The sequence below is a fragment of the Streptomyces sp. NPDC001606 genome (assembly GCF_053596835.1).
In genome coordinates, this window is record NZ_JBSFHC010000030.1 from 17,650 (window position 1) to 36,103 (window position 18,454).

General features: G+C 73.0%; 14 protein-coding genes. 8 read left to right on the top strand and 6 right to left on the bottom strand.

Going from position 1 to position 18,454, the window contains the following annotated elements; all coding sequences use genetic code 11:
• Positions 1-81 precede the first annotated feature (81 nt).
• Positions 82-3,126: an alpha-mannosidase gene (locus ACWCV9_RS35300; protein ID WP_450792813.1), complete on the top strand. Its 3,045-nt coding sequence runs from the start codon at positions 82-84 to the stop codon at positions 3,124-3,126.
• 40 nt (positions 3,127-3,166) lie between these two features.
• Here the strand turns inward: ACWCV9_RS35300 and ACWCV9_RS35305 are convergent, their stop codons facing one another.
• Positions 3,167-4,297, bottom strand: a complete 1,131-nt coding sequence (locus tag ACWCV9_RS35305; RefSeq protein ID WP_450792815.1) for an ATP-grasp domain-containing protein — start codon at positions 4,295-4,297, stop codon at positions 3,167-3,169.
• Positions 4,298-4,706: 409 nt separating this feature from the next.
• Here ACWCV9_RS35305 and ACWCV9_RS35310 point away from each other — a divergent pair, with 409 nt between their 5' ends.
• On the top strand, positions 4,707-5,612 hold the full coding sequence (locus ACWCV9_RS35310) for a metallophosphoesterase family protein (RefSeq protein ID WP_450792817.1): 906 nt from the start codon (positions 4,707-4,709) through the stop codon (positions 5,610-5,612).
• On the top strand, positions 5,560-6,240 hold the full coding sequence (locus tag ACWCV9_RS35315) for a 4'-phosphopantetheinyl transferase family protein (RefSeq protein ID WP_450792819.1): 681 nt from the start codon (positions 5,560-5,562) through the stop codon (positions 6,238-6,240). Before ACWCV9_RS35310 ends, ACWCV9_RS35315 begins: the two co-directional genes overlap by 53 nt.
• 15 nt (positions 6,241-6,255) lie before the next feature.
• Here the strand turns inward: ACWCV9_RS35315 and ACWCV9_RS35320 are convergent, their stop codons facing one another.
• Positions 6,256-6,483: a hypothetical protein gene (locus tag ACWCV9_RS35320; RefSeq protein WP_385848030.1), complete on the bottom strand. Its 228-nt coding sequence runs from the start codon at positions 6,481-6,483 to the stop codon at positions 6,256-6,258.
• A gap of 191 nt (positions 6,484-6,674) precedes the next feature.
• Positions 6,675-7,331: a helix-turn-helix domain-containing protein gene (locus tag ACWCV9_RS35325; RefSeq protein WP_385848029.1), complete on the bottom strand. Its 657-nt coding sequence runs from the start codon at positions 7,329-7,331 to the stop codon at positions 6,675-6,677.
• 240 nt (positions 7,332-7,571) lie between these two features.
• Here ACWCV9_RS35325 and ACWCV9_RS35330 point away from each other — a divergent pair, with 240 nt between their 5' ends.
• The 3 genes from ACWCV9_RS35330 (at position 7,572) to ACWCV9_RS35340 (ending at position 11,390) form a co-directional block, all read left to right on the top strand.
• Positions 7,572-8,252: an MmyB family transcriptional regulator gene (locus ACWCV9_RS35330; protein ID WP_450792820.1), complete on the top strand. Its 681-nt coding sequence runs from the start codon at positions 7,572-7,574 to the stop codon at positions 8,250-8,252.
• A gap of 189 nt (positions 8,253-8,441) precedes the next feature.
• Positions 8,442-10,490 carry a phosphocholine-specific phospholipase C gene (locus ACWCV9_RS35335; RefSeq protein ID WP_450792822.1) on the top strand — a complete coding sequence of 683 codons (2,049 nt, stop codon included), beginning with the start codon at positions 8,442-8,444 and terminating at the stop codon, positions 10,488-10,490.
• A 66-nt stretch (positions 10,491-10,556) separates the two neighbouring features.
• Positions 10,557-11,390 (top strand): phospholipid scramblase-related protein, encoded by an 834-nt coding sequence (locus ACWCV9_RS35340; RefSeq protein ID WP_450792824.1) that lies wholly within the window; start codon positions 10,557-10,559, stop codon positions 11,388-11,390.
• Between the two features lie 112 nt (positions 11,391-11,502).
• On the opposite strand, the gene ACWCV9_RS35345 is transcribed toward ACWCV9_RS35340, so the two are convergent.
• Both ACWCV9_RS35345 and ACWCV9_RS35350 read right to left on the bottom strand, forming a co-directional pair.
• Positions 11,503-12,486: a hypothetical protein gene (locus ACWCV9_RS35345; protein ID WP_450792826.1), complete on the bottom strand. Its 984-nt coding sequence runs from the start codon at positions 12,484-12,486 to the stop codon at positions 11,503-11,505.
• On the bottom strand, positions 12,483-13,319 hold the full coding sequence (locus tag ACWCV9_RS35350) for a phosphatase PAP2 family protein (protein WP_450792827.1): 837 nt from the start codon (positions 13,317-13,319) through the stop codon (positions 12,483-12,485). Before ACWCV9_RS35350 ends, ACWCV9_RS35345 begins: the two co-directional genes overlap by 4 nt.
• A 256-nt stretch (positions 13,320-13,575) precedes the next feature.
• Here ACWCV9_RS35350 and ACWCV9_RS35355 point away from each other — a divergent pair, with 256 nt between their 5' ends.
• Entirely contained in the window at positions 13,576-14,190 is a 615-nt protein-coding gene (locus ACWCV9_RS35355; RefSeq protein ID WP_450792829.1) for a TetR/AcrR family transcriptional regulator C-terminal ligand-binding domain-containing protein, read from the top strand.
• A gap of 156 nt (positions 14,191-14,346) precedes the next feature.
• Here ACWCV9_RS35355 and ACWCV9_RS35360 read toward each other — a convergent pair whose 3' ends face one another.
• The gene (locus tag ACWCV9_RS35360) at positions 14,347-15,426 is read right to left on the bottom strand and encodes a DUF2510 domain-containing protein (protein WP_450792830.1); all 1,080 of its coding nucleotides are present in this window, start codon (positions 15,424-15,426) and stop codon (positions 14,347-14,349) included.
• A 332-nt stretch (positions 15,427-15,758) separates the two neighbouring features.
• Between ACWCV9_RS35360 and ACWCV9_RS35365 the strand changes: the two genes are divergently transcribed.
• The gene (locus tag ACWCV9_RS35365; protein ID WP_450792832.1) at positions 15,759-18,440 is read left to right on the top strand and encodes an ATP-binding protein; all 2,682 of its coding nucleotides are present in this window, start codon (positions 15,759-15,761) and stop codon (positions 18,438-18,440) included.
• Positions 18,441-18,454: the final 14 nt, after the last annotated feature.

The window sequence follows — 18,454 nt, forward strand, 5'->3', positions numbered from 1 at the left end:
CGCCCCTCGGACACAGGCATGATGTAAGCGCTTTCCGTCCTGCTTCCCGCCTCCCCGCCTCCGTTTCCCCCTGGAGACCTCATGCACGACGAACGCCCCCGGATCGAAGGGCGCGTGGAACGCCTGCACACCCAGCGGATCAAGCCCGCGATCCACGCCGCCGCCGTCCCCCTGGAGGTCCAGGCCTGGCAGGCGCCGGGCGAGCCGGTCCCGTTCGCCGAGGCCGCGGCCGCCGGGTACCAGCCGTTCGCCATGGGCACCCCGTGGGGACCGCCCTGGGGCACGACCTGGTTCCGGATGCGCGGCCGGGTCCCCACCGACTGGGCCGGCCTGCGCGTCGAGGCGGTCATCGACCTCGGGTTCACCACCGACTGGCCCGGCAACCAGGCCGAGGCCCTGGTGCACCGCATCGACGGCACCCCGCTGAAGGCGGTCAACCCGCTCAACCAGTACGTGCCGGTGGCGCGTCCGGCGGCGGGCGGGGAGACGGTCGACTACCTGGTGGAGGCCGCGTCCAACCCGGACATCCTGGCCGACGGCTTCGCCCGCCCGACCCCGCTCGGCGACATCCGGACGGCCGGCGACCGGCCCCTGTACACCTTCCGCCGCGCCGACCTGGCCGTGCTCGACGAGCAGGTGTTCCATCTCGACCTGGACATCCAGGTGCTGCGCGAACTGATGCGGGAGCTGGGCGAGCACGACCCGCGCCGGCACGAGATCATGCACGCCCTGGACCGGGCCATGGACCTGCTCGACCTGGACGACGTCTCCGGCTCCGCAGCCGCCGTGCGCGAGGCCCTGCGCCCGGCGCTGGCCAGGCCCGCCCACGCCAGCGCGCACATCCTGTCCGGCGTCGGCCACGCGCACATCGACTCCGCCTGGCTGTGGCCGGTCCGGGAGACCAAGCGCAAGACCGCCCGGACCTTCGCCAACGTCACCGCCCTGGCCGACGAGTACGAGGACTTCGTCTTCGCCTGCTCCCAGGCCCAGCAGTACGCCTGGGTGCGGGACACCTGCCCGCAGGTGTGGGAGCGGATCAAGAAGGCGGTGGCCAGGGGCCAGTGGGCGCCGGTCGGCGGCATGTGGGTGGAGGCCGACGGCAATCTGCCCGGCGGTGAGGCGCTCGCCCGCCAGTTCGTGCACGGCAAGCGGTTCTTCATCGAGCACTTCGGCATCGAGACCAAGGGCGTGTGGCTGCCGGACTCCTTCGGCTACAACGCCGCCTACCCGCAGCTCGCCAAGCTCGCCGGCAACGAGTGGTTCCTCACCCAGAAGATCTCCTGGAACCAGACGAACCGCTTCCCGCACCACACCTTCTGGTGGGAGGGGATCGACGGCACCCGGATCTTCACCCACTTCCCGCCCATCGACACCTACAACGCCCGCTTCAGCGGCGAGGAGATGTCCCGGGCCGTGCGCAACTACGCCGAGAAGGGCGGCGCCACCCGCTCCCTCGCCCCCTTCGGCTGGGGCGACGGCGGCGGCGGACCCACCCGGGAGATCATGGAACGGGCCCGGCGGCTGCGCGACCTGGAAGGCTCGCCCAGGGTCGAGATCGAGCACCCCGACGCCTTCTTCGCCAAGGCCCGCGCCGAGTACCCGAACGCGCCGGTCTGGGCCGGCGAGCTGTACCTGGAGCTGCACCGCGCCACCTACACCACCCAGGCCCGCACCAAGCAGGGCAACCGGCGCTGCGAACACCTGCTGCGGGAGACCGAGTTGTGGGCCACCACGGCCGCCGTGCACGCCCCCGGCTACAGCTACCCGCACGAGCGGCTGGACCGGCTGTGGAAGACGGTCCTGCTGCACCAGTTCCACGACATCCTGCCGGGCTCCTCCATCGCCTGGGTGCACCGTGAGGCGGAGGCCGAGTACGCCCGGGTGGCCGCGGAGCTCCAGGCGCTGACGGCCGAGGCGATCGCCGCCCTCGGCCCCGGCACCCCGCGCGTCTTCAACACGAGCCCCCGGGACCGCGCCGAGGTGATCCGTACGGCCGACGGCGCACCGGTGTACGTACGGGTGCCCGCGAACGGCTCCGCGCCCCTCACCGCCGCCGAGCCCCCGCACCCGGTGACGGTGCGCGGGCACGTCCTCGACAACGGGATCGTCCGGGTGCGGGTGGCGGCCGACGGCACCCTGTCGTCCGTGTACGACCTGCGGGCCGGCCGCGAGGTCCTGGCCGGCCCCGGAAACCTCCTGCGCCTGCACACCGATCTGCCCAACCACTGGGACGCCTGGGACATCGACCAGCACTACCGCAACCGCTACACCGACCTGCTGGAGACGGAGCCGGTCACCGTCGTCGAGGACACCCCGCTCGTGGGTGCCGTCCGGGTCGTCCGCGCCTTCGGCAAGGGCTCCCGGATCACCCAGACGATCACCGTCCGGGCGGGCAGCGCGCGCATCGACTTCGAGACGGACATCGACTGGCACGAGACGGAGAAGATCCTCAAGGCCGGTTTCCCGGTGGACGTCCGGGCCGCGCACTCCAGCGCCGAGATCCAGTTCGGCCATGTCCAGCGCCCCACCCACACCAACACCAGCTGGGAGGCGGCGCGCTTCGAGGTCCCCGGCCACCGCTGGGTGCACATCGCCGAGCCCGGCTACGGCGTCGCCGTCGCCAACGACTCCACCTACGGCCACGACGTCACCCGCACCGTCCGCGAGGACGGCGGTACGACCACCACGGTCCGGCTCAGCCTGGTCCGTGCCCCGCGCATCCCCGACCCCGAGGCCGACCAGGGGCGGCACCGCCTCAGCTACGCGCTGCTGCCCGGCGCGAGCATCGAGGACGCGGTCGCCGAGGGCTACGCCCTCAACCTCCCGCTGCGCACGGCGGACGCCGCGGGCGCGCCCGCACCCGTCGTCTCCGTCGTGGGGGAGGGGGTGACCGTGGAGGCGGTCAAGCTCGCCGACGACGGCTCCGGGGACGTGGTGGTCCGGCTCTACGAGTCCCGGGGCGGCCGCGCGAGCGGGGTGCTGCACACCGGGTTCCCGCTGGCCGGGGCCGAGACCACCGACCTGCTGGAACGGCCGCTCGGCCCGGCACCGGCCGACGGGAACGCCGTACCGGTGACCCTGCGCCCGTTCGAGGTGCGGACGCTGCGGCTGGCCGTGGCCCGCTGACCCGGCCGGCCGCCGTGCTTCCCGCTGCCCGGCCGGGTGTCTACAGCGGCAGCGCCTGGGCCGCCGCTCCGGCCGGCTGCGCGGGCAGCGCGACGGGGGCCGCCGGTACCGTCGGGCCGGCCTCCTCGGTCCGCTGCCGCGGCAGCGGCGTGGGCAGCAGCGGACGCGGTCCCGACACCACCGCGTAGTCCGCACCGAGGAACGGCGGTTCGACCAGGCCGGGGTCCTCGCCCAGCGCCAGCTGCACCGCGGCCCAGGGCGCGTTCACCCCGCAGAGCGACAGCTGGTGCAGGCCGCCGGCGGCCCGGGTGTTGACGTCGAGCAGCACCGGGCGGTCGCCGAACATCCGGAACTGGATGTTGGACAGGTAGTGCAGCCCGAAGCCCTCCGCGATCGTCCGGGCCGGCTCCAGCCACCGCTCGTCCAGGGTGAAGCCCCGGCGGCGGCCGTTCTTGGTACGGCCGATCGCCATCCGCACCCGGTTGTCGGGCCCGGTCAGGCAGTCCACGGACACCTCCGGCTGCTCCAGGCGCGGCATCACCAGCCAGTCCACGGGCTCCTCGGCCCGCCGCAGCGCCTCGAGAACCAGGTCCAGCTGCACATACGGCCCCGGGAAGCCGTCGAGGTGGGCGAGCGAGAAGGGCGCCCGGGTGATCACCCGGAAGCCGACCCCGCCCGCACCGGCCGCCGGCTTGAAGCACGCCTTGTGCCCGGCGGCCTCCAACTCCTCTACAGCAGTGAGGAGTTCGTCCGCCGACCGGACCCGCCACCACGGCGGCACCGGCACCCCGACCGCGCCGACCGCCTCGTACGCGGTCGCCTTGTCCTCGAACACCGCCACCGCCTGGGGCGTGGGCGCCAGCAGCGCCGTACCCGCCGCCTCGAACTCCGCGCGGTGTGCCACGATCGCGTCCTGGTGCAGGCGCGGCACGAAGACGTCGATGCCGCGCCGCGCGCACTGGTCGAGGGCGTACTCGACATAGCCGGCCGGGGACAGGCCCTCCGGCTCCAGGTCGGCGGTGTCGGCGGCGGCCAGCACGGGGGAGTCGGGGTCGCCGTGCGTCGCATGGATCTCCACCGCGCGATCGCTGGGATTTCTCCGCAGCTGATCCATGAAGAAGACGTTCTCCGCGTACGTGCGGTTGAGCCATACGCGTACGCGAGAGAACATACGGGCCGCCTTTCGGGTGTGCGGGCAGGGCTCAGCGGCCCGTGCCCGGGCAGGAGGAAGGAAGGGTCACCAAACAGCCCTTGCAAGAAGGGGAGTGAGGGCTTCGGTGTCGGGGCGATCATACGGCGTGCCGGAGGCCCCGCGTGCAACGCGGGTGTTACGGATTTCCGGAAGTGCCGCACGGCCCGCCGGCGCTCGTCGCACGCCGGCCGCGCGCGCTCGGCGCACCGCGCCGGGGAGGTGCGCGGGGCGCCCCGCCCGGCGCCGTACCGACCGGTCCCGTACCCCTCGGCGGGGCGGCACCGCTCGGCAGGGCAGGAAGCTGACAGGCCGCCAGGTGGCCCCTTGTCCCCTGTCCGGATATGTGTTCTTGTGGACTCGGCGTGCTGGTGATCGGAAGGGGCGCGGGGTGGAGTCGACGGCCGGGGCCGGACAGCTGCTGGCCATCAGCGATCTGCACATCTCCTATCCGGAGAACCGGACCCTGGTCGAGGAGATGCACCCCGCCGGCGACGAGGACTGGCTGATCGTCGCCGGTGACATCGCGGAGACCGTCGCCGACATCCGCTGGACCCTCAGCACGCTCGCCGGCCGCTTCCGCAAGGTGCTGTGGGCCCCCGGAAACCACGACCTGTGGACCCACCCGAAGGACACCGTCACGCTGCGCGGCGTCGCCCGCTACGAACTCCTGGTCGAGATCTGCCGCGAACTCGGCGTGGTCACCCCGGAAGACCCCTACCCGGTGTGGCACGGCTCCGGCGGCCCGGTCGTCGTCGCCCCGCTCTTCCTGCTGTACGACTACTCCTTCCTGCCCGCCGGCTGCACCACCAAGGAACAGGGCCTGGCCTACGCGGAGAGCACCGGCATCGTGTGCAGCGACGAGTACCTGCTGCACCCCGACCCCTACCCGAGCCGCGAGGCGTGGTGCCGGGCCCGGGTCGCCGAGACCGAGCGCAGGCTCGCCGAGCTGCCCCCGGACATGCCGACCGTGCTGGCGGCCCACTATCCGCTGGACCGGCACCCCACCGAGGTCCTGTGGCACCCCGAGTTCGCCATGTGGTGCGGCACCACGCTGACCGCCGACTGGCACCGCCGGTTCCGGGTCGCGACCATGGTCTACGGCCATCTCCACATCCCCCGCACCACCTGGCACGACGGAGTCCGCTTCCTGGAGGTCTCGGTGGGATACCCCCGTGAATGGCGCAAGCGTCCGGAACCCCCGGGAAGGCTGCGCCGCGTCCTGCCGCTGGAGGTCGAAGCAGGTGATCGAGGAGCTGCTCCCGGAGTCGGTCGTGGCCGTGGAGGCACACCGTGACGACCCGCTGTGGGAGTCCCCGCTCTACCCGCAGGAGGCGCAGCTGGTCGCCCGCGCGGTGGACAAGCGCCGCCGCGAGTTCGCCGCCGTACGGGGCTGCGCCCGCGAGGCCATGGAGAAGCTCGGAGTGCCCGCCCAGCCGGTCCTCAGCGGTGAGCGGGGCGCGCCGCGCTGGCCGGACGGCCTCATCGGCAGCATGACCCACTGCGACGGCTACTGCGCCGCCGCACTGGTCCGCGCCACCGACCTGGCCTCCCTCGGCATCGACGCCGAGCCGCACGGGCCGCTCCCGGACGGCGTCGGCCCCTCCGTGTTCCTGCGCGCCGAGAGCGAGCGGCTCGCCCGGCTCGCCGGCCGGCGGCCCGCCGTGCACTGGGACCGGATCCTGTTCAGCGCCAAGGAGTCCGTCTACAAGGCCTGGTACCCGCTCACCCACCAGTGGCTCGACTTCTCCGAGGCCGACATCACCCTGCACTCCGGCCCCGGCGGCGAGTCCAGCGGCACGCTGCGCGCGGAACTCCTCGTCCCCGGTCCGCTGGTCGGCGGCCGGCGTCTTCAGACCTTCGAGGGCCGGTGGGCGGTGCGGGGCGAGGTGGTGATGACCACCGTCGTCGTACCGCACTCCTGACGCGGTGCCCGGTGGTCAGACGGGCGGGCACCAGGCGCGCAGCAGGCGGAAGAACTCCTCCTCGGTGCCCGTGAGACCCGCCCGGGCGAGGGCCCTGTCCGCCTCGGCGAGCACCGCGGGCGGCACGACGACGGGCCCCTCGCTCCCCGGTGGCCCGTCGAGGGCGGCGCGCACCGTGTGCAGCAGCCGCAGATAGGCCTGGACAGCGGTGCGTTCACGGTCGGTCAGTACGACGGTCGGCATCGGTCGGCTCTCCCCGAGTGGACGTCATGGTCACGCGCCCTGCTGGCGCCGCGCGCCGTGTCGTACGGCGCACAGGTCCAGCTTGCCGCCCACCACTGACAACGCCCCCCGGGCCCGCGCCGGTTCGCCCGCTCAGCGGAGGTGAAAACGCGCCGCTGGCCGCGAGGCCGAGGGCGTCCTCTGCCCCCGGCTCACGCCTCGGGCCGCTTGACGCTCTCCAGGAGCATGTCCAGCCACTCGGCGACCTTGTCCCGGTGCTGGTCGGTGGGCAACTGCGCGGCGCGCCAGGCGATTCCACGCACCCCGTGGTCCTGGAGCAGCCGCTCCAGCGGGTCCTCGGCGGTCACTGCGGCGGCCCGCTCGCGGTCGGCGAGCTTCTGGAGCAGTTCCTGCTCGGTGCGCTGGAGCGCGCCCGCCAGCGCCTCGGGGTCCTCCGCGGTGAGGAAGCCGGCGTGCACCCGGAAGAAGCGCTGGAGCGCGTCGCAGTGCTCCATGGTGGGCCGCCGGTCGCCGTTGATGAGGGCCCCGGCCTGCTGCCGGGACATGCCCGCGCCGTCGGCTATCTCCTGCTGGGTGTACTTGCGTCCGTTGGGTTTCATCCGGGTACGGCGCAGCAGGTCCAGGCGTTGCAGGAAGCGGGACTGGACATCCGGTTCGCCCGCCGGCCGGCCGCTGAGCAGAGCCTTGACCACCGGCTCCGGCACCCCGCAGGCGAGGGAGAGCCGGCCGGTGTCGAAGACCTCGGCCTGCGGCACGCCGAGCCGGTCGGCGAGGGCGGTGACGCGGGCGACGACGGCCGGCAGCTGAGCGGTCGCCGCGGCGCCCGGATCCTCGTAGCCATCGGTCACCGACAGAACTCCTACGTTTCTCGAGGGCTTCGGACGCGTGCGTGTTCTCCGCAAGCGCTCGCCGTGAACTTCCCGGAGAGTAGCCGGTGCCGAGAACTCGCATCCAGGTCTCGCCACAACTGTGGCGAATTTCAGCCGTCAACCGGCATGAAATGCCACGATAGTTGACATGGATCGCGGCGGGGCAGCAGGATCGCATCGCCGCGTGAAGGCCGCAGAGGCAAGAGGGGTGACCTCCCGATGGCACATCAGGCAGGAGGGCAGCGGCCGGTACCGCGGCCCGTCCCCGAGACCTCCGACACCTTCGGGACCCAGGCGTATCTGAGGGACTACGCCCTGCTGCTGGACTCTTTGCCGTTCCCGTCGCTGGTCGTCGACCACCGCTGGAACGTCGCACTGGCCAACGGCGCCTTCGGGACGCTCTTCCACGGCGTGCGGCCGCACCCGACGGCCATGCCGACGGAGAACTTCCTGCGGTTCGTGCTCTTCCACCCGGACGCGGCGGACGTCCTCGGCGAGCACGAGTCCGGCTGGTGCCTGCCGATGCTGGCCCACCTCAAGTCGGCCCTGGACAGCCACGGCCACGACCACGAACTCCAGTCGGTCCGCCGCGACGTCGCCGAGGACCCGATCATGGAGGCCGCCTACCGGCAGGGGCTGCCGCACTGGATCCGGGCCGTCGGCGAGTCCGGCACCCGGCTCGACGGTGCCGTACGGCTGCTGCTCCACCCGGACCCGCGCCGGGGCCCCACCGAGTGCCGCATCGTGGAGGAGACCCCGCAGACCCTGCGGGAGCTGGGCCACCGGCGGCTGACGATGGTCCTGCGCGACCCGCGCCGGACCGCCGCGCCGGTGCGCCGCCCGCGCCGGCCACGGGGCGGCGCCGCGCACCTGGCGGTCGTACCCACCGCCCAGGACTGAGCCGCACCGCACCTTCACCGCGCCACGCGGACCCGCGCCGAGATTTCACATGAGCGCCACCACCCCCTTCCCTGACGTTTGTTGCTCTTGGAACACTCGCTCCGCGCAGAATCCGTCATGCGCCCGTCGTGCGACGGGCACACGACGGCGTGCGGCACCACCGACGTCAGGACGAGAGGACCCTCACTCATGCCCGAAGTCAACCGGCGGCGTTTCCTCCAGATAGCGGGGGCGACCGGCGCCTTCACGGCGCTGTCCGGCAGCATCCAGCGCGCGGCCGCGCTGCCCGCCCACTACCGCACCGGGACGCTCGAAGACGTCGAGCACATCGTCGTCCTGATGCAGGAGAACCGTTCCTTCGACCACTACTTCGGCTCGCTCAACGGTGTCCGGGGCTTCGGCGACCCGCGCGCGGTGACCCAGAACGGCCGCTCCGTCTGGCAGCAGTCCGACGGCACGAAGGACATCCTGCCCTTCCACCCGGACGCCGACGACCTGGGCCTCGCCTTCATCCAGGACCTGCCGCACGGCTGGAACGACACCCACGCCGCCTTCGACAACGGCAAGTACGACAAGTGGGTGCCGGCCAAGTCGACGACGACGATGGCCTACCTGACCCGGAACGACATCCCGTTCCACTACGCGCTCGCGGACGCCTTCACCATCTGCGACGCCTACCACTGCTCCTTCATGGGCTCCACCGACCCCAACCGCTACTACCTCTGGTCGGGCTACGTCGGCAACGACGGCACGGGCGGCGGTCCGGTCCTCGGCAACGACGAGAAGGGGTACGGCTGGACGACGTACCCCGAGCGGCTGGAGCGGGCGGGCGTCTCCTGGAAGATCTACCAGGACATCGGCGACGGCCTCGACGCGAACGGCAGCTGGGGCTGGATCCAGGACGCCTACCGCGGCAACTACGGCGACAACTCGCTGCTCTACTTCAACCAGTACCGGGACGCCAAGCCCGGCGACCCGCTGTACGACAAGGCCCGCACCGGCACCGACGCCGCCAAGGGCGAGGGCTTCTTCGACCGGCTGAAGGCGGACGTGACGGCAGGCACGCTGCCGCAGGTCTCCTGGATCGTCGCCCCCGAGGCCTTCACCGAGCACCCCAACTGGCCCGCCAACTACGGCGCCTGGTACGTCTCCCAGGTCCTGGACGCGCTGACCGCCAACCCCGAGGTGTGGGGCAAGACCGCGCTGTTCCTCACCTACGACGAGAACGACGGCTTCTTCGACCACGTCCTGCCGCCGTTCCCGCCGGCCTCCGCCGCGCGGGGCAAGTCGACGGTGGACGTCTCCCTGGACCTGTTCAAGGGGGACGCGAGCCATGTCGCCGGCCCCTACGGCCTCGGCCAGCGGGTGCCGATGCTGGTCGTCTCGCCGTGGAGCAAGGGCGGTTACGTCTGCTCCGAGACCCTGGACCACACCTCGGTCATCCGGTTCATCGAGCGCCGCTTCGGGGTGCACGAGCCGAACATCTCGCCCTGGCGGCGGGCCATCTGCGGCGACCTGACCAGCGCCTTCGACTTCTCCCGCAAGGACAGCCGGCCGGTCCTGCTGCCGTCCACGGCCGGCTACGCGCCGCCGGACCGCGACCGCCACCCCGACTACGTGCCCAAGCCGCCCGCCAACCCCTCGCTGCCCCGGCAGGAGCGCGGCAGCCGCCCCACCCGCCCGCTGAAGTACGCCCCGCTGGTGGACGGTGCGGCGGACACCGCGGCCGGGACGTTCACGCTCGCCTTCGCCTCGGGGGCGGAGGCGGGCGCGGCCTTCCTCGTCACCTCGGGCAACCGCACCGACGGCCCCTGGACCTACACCACCGAGGCCGGCAAGACCCTCTCCGACACCTGGAACTCGGCCTGGTCCGGCGGCTCCTACGACCTCGCGGTGCACGGCCCCAACGGCTTCCTGCGCCTGTTCAAGGGCCGGAACAAGGTCGCGGGCCCGGAGGTCACCGCCCGGCACAGCGGTGACGACCTGGAACTCACCTTCACCAACCGGACGTCCGGGACGGTGCGGCTGAAGGTGGCCGACGGCTACGGCGGCCCGTCCTGCACGGTGTCCGTACGCTCCGGCGCCACCGTGCGGCACACCGTCGACCTCACGGCGAGCCGGCGCTGGTACGACCTGACCGTCACCTCGGAGGCCGACCCCACCTATCTGCGCGGCTTCGCAGGGCATGTCGAGAACGGGCTGCCCGGCGTCAGCGATCCGGCGATCGCCACCCGGTGAACGGGCGGTGAACAGGGCTCCGTGCGGACTGGTCAGGTACCGGTCAGGGCAGGGTAGTGTGCCCCGGTGACCACGCAATCGAACACTCCCGCAGGCTGGTACCCCGATCCGCACGGGGCTCCGCAGACGCTTCGCTACTGGGACGGGGCCCAGTGGACCGAGCACACCAACCAGCAGCCGCAGCAGGGCCAGGCGCCGCAGGAGGCCGCCGCTCACATCCCGCAGCAGCAGGCCGCCGACCCCAGGGTGCAGCGTCAGGTGCAGCAGCAGGCCGGGATCGCGGCCGCCGGTCCCGGCGGGGGCACCCTGTTCACCGAGCCCGTGCTGGTGGTGAACCAGAAGGCCAAGCTGATCGAGGTGACCAACGAGTACAAGGTCATGGATCAGAACGGCCGGGAGATCGGCTCGGTCACCGAGGTCGGCCAGGGTGTACTGAAGAAGATCCTGCGCTTCGTCTCCAGCTGGGACCAGTTCATGACCCACAAGCTGGAGATCCGCGACGCCCACGGCCAGCCGCAGCTGCTGCTGACCCGGCCCGCGAAGATCTTCAAGTCCCGGGTCGTGGTGACCCGTCCGGACGGCTCCGAGGTCGGCGAGATCGTCCAGCAGAACATGATCGGAAAGATCAACTTCGCCATGATCGCGGGCGGCCAACAGGTCGGCGCGATCAAGGCGGAGAACTGGCGGGCCTGGAACTTCGCCATCGTGGACCACGCGGACAACGAGGTCGCCCGGATCACCAAGACCTGGGAAGGCCTCGCCAAGACGCTGTTCACGACCGCCGACAACTACGTCCTCCAGATCCACTACCAGCTGCCCGAGCCGCTGCTGAGCCTGGTGGTCGCGACGGCCCTGACCGTCGACACCGCCCTCAAGCAGGACCAGCGCGGCTGGAACTGAGCGGCGCCGCACGGGGGCGGACGGGGAGCACGGCAACGGCGGCCGGTCCACGCGAGACGCGTGCGGACCGGCCGCCGCCGTTGTTCGCCCACCGTGCCGCTCGCGGCACCGTTCACAGCGCCGTGAGGTGTCCCGGCTGCTCCGGCTGACGCGGCACCAGCGCCGGCTCGGCCGTGGCCGTCTCCGGCTCCAGCGCCAGCACCGCGGCCACCGGGTGGTCGGCGTCGCCGTGGCCGTCGTACATCTCGTCCGTCTCGTCGCCGGGGTACCCGGCCTGCGGCGCCACCCGGGTGAGCAGCAGCACGCCCCACGCGGCCAGGCCCGCCCCGGCCAGCGCCAGCAGCACACCGGCGGCGCCGCCCCGCAGACCCTGCCCGAGCAGGGTGAGCCCGATCACCGCGGCCGCCGTCGGGTTGGTGAGGGTGACCAGGGCCAGCGGGGCGCCGAGGCCGCCGCGGTACGCGGTCTGGGACAGCAGCAGTCCGCCGACCGCGAAGGCGGCGACGAGCACCGCGACCACGATCACCTCGACGCCCAGGACCGGGCCGGACCGGTCGGTGGCCGCCACCGTCACCGTCTGGGTGAGCGCGGAAGCGACCCCGGAGGCGATACCGGAGGCGGTCGCGTGCCGAAGGCCCGGCCGGGCGCCGGGCCGGGACAGCAGTCCGATCAGCGCGCCGGTCGTACCGGCGACGGCCACCGCCTCGGTCAGGCTCAGCACCCGCTCGGGTGCCGGACCCGACGCGGTGACCAGCAGCGCGCCGAGCCCCAGCAGCGTCAGCGCCGTACCGCGCCACTCCGCCGTGCTGACCCGCCGCCCGGCCGCCCGGGCGCCCAGCGGGACGGCCGCGACCAGGGTGAGCGCGCCCAGCGGCTGGACGACGGTGAGCGGGCCGTACCGGAGAGCCACGACATGCAGCAGCGCGGCGGCCGCGTTCAGGCCGACCGACGACCACCAGGCGCCCGTGCCGAGCAGGCGCAGCAGGCCGGTGTCCGCGCTGCGCGAGGCGAGGCGCTCCTGGGCGACGGCGGCGAGGGCGTAGGCGACGGCCGAGACCAGCGACAGCGCGACGGCGATCAGGGCGGGGGCGTTCATCGGCCCGCTCCCACCAGGACCTGGCGGCGCGGGATGTCCTGGCCACCGGTGCCCTGATCACGGGTGTCGTGGCCGGCGGTGCCGGGCGTCCGGCGCGGCGGCCGGATGACGGCGAGGGTCAGACCCAGCATGGCGGTCGCGACGAGCGCGTCCAGCCAGTAGTGGTTGGCCGTGCCCACGATGACCAGCAGGGTGATCAGCGGGTGCAGCAGCCACAGCGGGCGCCAGCGGGACCGGGTGGCCGCGATCAGTCCGATCGCCACCATCAGCGCCCAGCCGAAGTGCAGCGAGGGCATCGCCGCGAACTGGTTGGACAGATGGTCGCTGGACGGCGGGCCGTACACCGAGGGGCCGTAGATCCGGGCGGTGTCGACCAGGCCGGTGCCGGTCAGCATGCGCGGCGGGGCCAGCGGAAACGTGAACGGCAGCACGAGGGCCGCCGTGGTGACGACCGCGAGGACCCGCCGCGCCCATATGTAGTGCGGGGGCCGGCGCAGATAGAGCCAGACCAGGAAGGCGAGCGTGGCCGGGAAGTGAACGGTCGCGTAGTAGGTGTTCGCCAGGCGGACGAGGGTGTCGCCGTGCAGCAGCGCCGACTGTACGGCGGTCTCGTGCGGCAGGTGCACGGCCCGCTCCAGGTCCCAGACGCGGTGCGCGTTGTGGAAGGCGTTCGCCGTGTGGCCGGTCGCCAGCTGGCGGCCGAGCTTGTAGACGAGGAACAGCCCGGCGACGAGCAGGAACTCGCGCAGCAGCGGCGGGCGCGATGTCGCGTCCGGAGCGCTCGGAGCGTCTGGCTCCGTTTCTGCCTCCGCAGGCTCGGTGCGGGCGTTCATCCCCCGGCCCCCTTCGCTGACGTGGTGGTGCTGACGGTGGTGCGTGGACGGTGTGCCGGTGGTGCGTGGAGCACTCATCGATACGTTGTCGTTCCGATACGTCAGTGTACCGATACGCTTGGGTACCGGTACACTGGCGTATCGATTGATGTGCGACACACTGGAGACATGTTTCGGACGGCGCTCGAGAAGCGCCTGACCGGACTCCGGTGCCGAAGGAGGGCACCGGCCGTACACGAGTGAGGGGAAGCACCGCATGACGTCGCAGGCCGCGGAGGGACCGGAGTCGGTCGTCGCCTCGCGCCGCTCCAAGATCACGCCGGAGCGTGAGCGGGAGTTCTTCGACGCGGTGCTGGAGCAGATACGCGAGTGCGGATACGAGTCCGTCACCATGGAGGGTGTCGCCGCCAGCACCCGGTGCAGCAAGTCCACGCTCTACCGGCAGTGGAAGACCAAACCCCAGTTCGTCGCGGCCGCCCTGCGGGCCAGCCGCCGGGTCCGGTTCGCCGGGATCGACACCGGCTCGCTCGCCGAGGACCTGCGCCAGGCCGCGCGGGCCGCGGGCGACTGGTCCGGCAAGGACACCAAGCTGCTCCAGGCGCTGGGGCACGCGGTGACGGCGGACAAGGAGCTGGCCGAGGCGCTGCGCGAGGCGCTGGTCTACCCGGAGATCGCCGCGCTGGAGGGGATGCTCGCCCGGGGCGTGGCCCGGGGCGAGGTGCCCGCGGGGCACCCGGCGCTGGAGTTCGTCCCCGCGATGATGTTCGGCGTACTGCGCGTCCGGCCGGTCCTCAACGGCCAGTACGCCGACGCCGGCTATCTCCTGCGGTTCGTGGAGGCCGCCGTGCTGCCCGCACTCGGGCTGACCTGAGACCCAGGCCGCCGTTCACCGGGATGACCGGACGGTGACCTGCTCGCGCCGCACCGTGGGGACGGGGGCGGCGCGCACCACCGGCCGGGTGGGGTTCCTCCTTGAGCGGAGGGGAGCCCCACCCGGCCGCATCGCGTGGCGGCGCCGCCGGGTACCTCAGACGTTCTGGCCGTCGCCGCCGCCGGACGAGATCCTGATCCCCTTCACGATGGTGTCGATGACGGACACGTCCTGCCCGACGTCCACGCCGAAGCGCACCACGACCATCTGCTTGGCGTCGTTGGGCGAGGGGAAGGCGACCGACTCCACATAGCCGTCGGCGCCCTTGCTGGTGACCGCCTTCCAGCGCACCAGATAGCCCTTCTGCCCGGCCACCGTCACCGCCTGGGACGCGAGCACCTGGTGCGAGGTGATGCTGCCGTAGGTCGTGCCGCCGTACGACTGCTTGGCGTTGGCCGCGATGTCCGCCTTGGCGACCTGTTCCGCGGTCTCGCCCTCGGTGCCCAGCGCCACCGCGGGAGCCGAGTAGGCGCCGCCCGCCGTGCACGTCTGCTTGCCGTTGCCCGGGCAGGTGTAGGAGTCGTCCGAGGTCACCTGGGCGCCGACGCTGATCGTCTGCCCGGTCCAGCCCTTCGGCACCGGCAGGCTGATGCCGTCGACCGGGTCCGGCACCGTGCCGCCGCCCTTGATCTTGGGTGCCCCGGACGTCCGCGGCGACGGCGAGGCACCGCCCCCGGACCCACCCGACTCACCGGACCCGTCCGAACCTCCGGACCCGTCCGAGCCGCCCGGCCCGCCGCCCCGGCCCCGGTCCGGGACACCTCCCGGCCCCCGCTGCGCACCGGCCCGGGTGCTGCTGCCGCCGTCGTCCTTGGAGAGGGCGTACACGCCGACCCCTATACAGGCCAGGACCGCGGCCGCGGCCGCGACGGCTATGCCCGTACGCAGTCCCGTCCGGGACCGGACCGCCGGCTGTACGGGATACCCCGGATATCCCGCGCTCCCCGGGTATCCCGCGCTCCCCGGATGTCCGGGAGTCCCCGGAGACTCCGGATACACGCCGTACCCCGGGGCGGCCGACGGCTGCGGGCCCGCCGGGGGACCCCAGGGGGCGCCCGTCCCGGCGGGGCGGGTCCGGTCCGTCCAGGCCGTGCCGTCCCACCAGCGCTCGGTGCGCGGACCGTCATTCGTCTGCCCGGGATCGGGGTACCACCCGGGAGGAGTCACCTGCGTCATGCCCCCACCGTATGAGGCAACGGTGAAAGTGTGATGAGAGGATGCGCCGCGGATTGCGGGCGGCGCGTGCACGTCTCCCGGCCGGGAAGGCTCCGGCGCGCCTCCGGGCGAAGCCGGGCGAGGCCGCCGTCCGGCGGAACGCCTAGGGGCGCCGCAGCGCGTTGACGGACCGTCAGCCGCTCACCGGCTGGTCGGGTGGGCTTCCGCGTCGCCTGTGCGCCCCCGCGTTCACTCGGCGGGGCAACAGTCGCTCCGACCGGCCACCACACCTCTGCCCGGACGGCTAGGCTCGTGGTCTGTACGTCATTCGGGCGACCTGGGGAGGTAACGGGATGACGGAGGGACGGCCGCCGGCAGCCGCCTCGGGTTCCCTGTGGGAGCGGGATGCCGAGATCGCCGCCGTCGCACAGGCGCTCGACGTCCTGTGCGCCGACCAGTCGTCGGCGGGCAGTCTGCTGGTGTTCCGGGGCGAGGCCGGGATCGGCAAGACCGCACTGCTGGCCGAGACCCGCCGGATGGCCGAACGCCGCGGCTGCGCCGTCTGGTCCGCCCGCGGCGCCGAGACATTGCGATCCGTCCCCTTCAACGTGGTACGGCAGCTGCTCCAGCCCGCGCTGCTGTCCCTGCTCCCCGAGGAGGCCCGCGAGTACCTCGGCGACTGGTACGACATCGCGGGCCCCGCCCTCGGCATAGTCGACCCCGGCGAGGACAACCCCGACCCGCAGTACGTCTGCGACGGACTCGTCGCCGCCGTACGCCGGCTCGCCCGCCGCGAGTGGCCGCTCGTGCTGCTGATCGACGACGCCCACTGGGCCGACCAGGAAACCCTGCACTGGCTCGCCGCGTTCGCCGAACGCCTGGAGGACCTCTCCGTCCTGGTCGTGGTCGGCCGCCGCCCCGGCGAGGCCGGCGGCGAGAGCGCCCGCCACCTCGACGCGGTCGCCGCGGCCGCGGGCCACGCCGTCAGCAACCTCAACGCCCTCACCCCCACCGCCACCGCGGGCATCACCCGCGCCGCCCTCGGCCGGCACGCCGACGACGCGTTCTGCCGCGAGGTCTGGGCCGTCACCGCGGGCAACCCCTACGACACCGTCGAACTCCTCGCCAAGGTGCAGGACAGCGAGGTGACGCCGGTCGAGTCCCGGGCCGGTGAACTGCGCGCCCTCAACCGCGCCGCCCGCGGCGGCGGACTGGTCGACCGGCTGATGGAACTCGGCCTGGAGGCCACCCAGTTCGCCTGGGCCGCGGCCATCCTCGGCACCGGCATCACCGTCGACATGGTCGCCCGCCTCGCCACGATGGACGAGGGCGTCGCCCGGCACTGCGCGGAACTCCTCTGCGCCGCCCGCATCCTCACCGCACCCGATCCGGGTGCGCACGCCGAACCCGCCCCGGGGGAGCTGGAGTTCGTCCACCCGCTGATCGCCACCGCCGTCTACAACTCGATCCCGCCCGCCATGTGCACCGCCATGCACGGGGTCGCCGCCCAGATCATCACCGAACTCGGCCGCGGCGCCGCCCAGGCCGCCCGGCACCTGCTGAAGGTGCACCCCGAGGGCGACCAGGAACTCGTCGAGCAGTTGCGCGAGGCCGCCCGCGAGAACCTCGCCGTCGGCGCGCCCGACGCGGCCCGCCGCTGTCTGGAACGCGCCCTGGAGGAGCCGCCGCTCCCCGAGGTGCACGCCCACGTCCTGTACGAACTGGGCTGCGCCACCCTGCTGACCGCACCCGCCGTCACCATCGACCACCTCCAGAGCGCGCTCGGCATGCCCGGCCTCACCGGACCCGACCGCGTCGACGCCGTCGTCCGCCTCTCCCAGGCCCTGCTGCACAACGACGAACTCGAGGAGGCCGTCCGCACCATCGAGGCCGAGGCCGCCCGGCACGACGCGGTCCCCGTCCGGATGCGGCTCCAGGCCTTCCAGTTCATGTGGGAGGGCATCCACGGCGAGACCGTCTCCCCGGCCCGCTCCCAGCGCCTCGCCGAACTCGCCCGCACCTGCACCGGCCGCGACAACTCGGAACGCGCCCTGCTGATCCTGCGCGGCTTCGACGCCATGACCCACGGCGAGAACGCCGAGGAGGTGATCGAGCTGTGCGACCGCGCCCTGGTCAACGGCCGGCTCGCACCCGGCCTCGGCTGGACCGACCGCGAGTGGGGCATCGAACTGCTGATGATGCTCGACGCCTACGCCGACCGGCTCGACCGGGCCGAGAGCCTCTTCGCCGAGGCTCTGCGCGTCTACACCGGCGCCGGCTGGCGCGGCGGCCATCTCTCCCTGGCCAACGCCTTCCTCGGCCTCGCCTACCGCAGACAGGGCCGCCTCAAGGACGCCGAGACCACCCTGCGCGAGGCACTCGCCCTCGCCGAACGCGTCGGCCGCCGCCTGCCGCTGTACTGGTCGGCCAGCTGCGGACTGGTCGACACCCTGCTGGCCCGCGGCCGGGTCGAGGAGGCCTGGTCGGTCGCGGAGCAGTACGGCTTCGCACCGCCCTATCCGTCCACCATCGTGCTGCCCGACATCCGGTCCGTGCGCGGGCGGCTGCTGCTCGCCGTCGGCCGCACCGAGGAAGGCATCAACGAACTCGAGGCCGCCGAGAAGACCGCCGTGACCCGCGGCGGCCACAACCCCGTCCTCGCCCCCTGGGCCATCGACCTCGCCAAGGCCCTCGCCGGCCAGGACCCGGCCCGCGCGGCCCAGCTCGTCACCGACGCCCGCCGCCAGGCCGAACGCTTCGGCACCGACACCGCGATCGGCGAGGCCCTGCGCTGCGCCGCCGCCCTGGAGACCGGGCCGCGCGCGGTCCAGCTGGCCGGCCGGGCCGTCGCCTATCTGGAGGCCTCACCCTGCCAGTTCGAACACGCCGCGGCCCGCATCGAGTACGGCATCGCCGCCGGCTCGGCCACGGAACTCCACCGGGGCCTGGACCTGGCCCGGTCCTGCGGAGCCGAGGGACTGGTGGCACAGGCCCGGCAGGCGCTGGAGGGGCTGGAGGAGGGACGGACTCCGTAGGGGCGCCGAGCCCC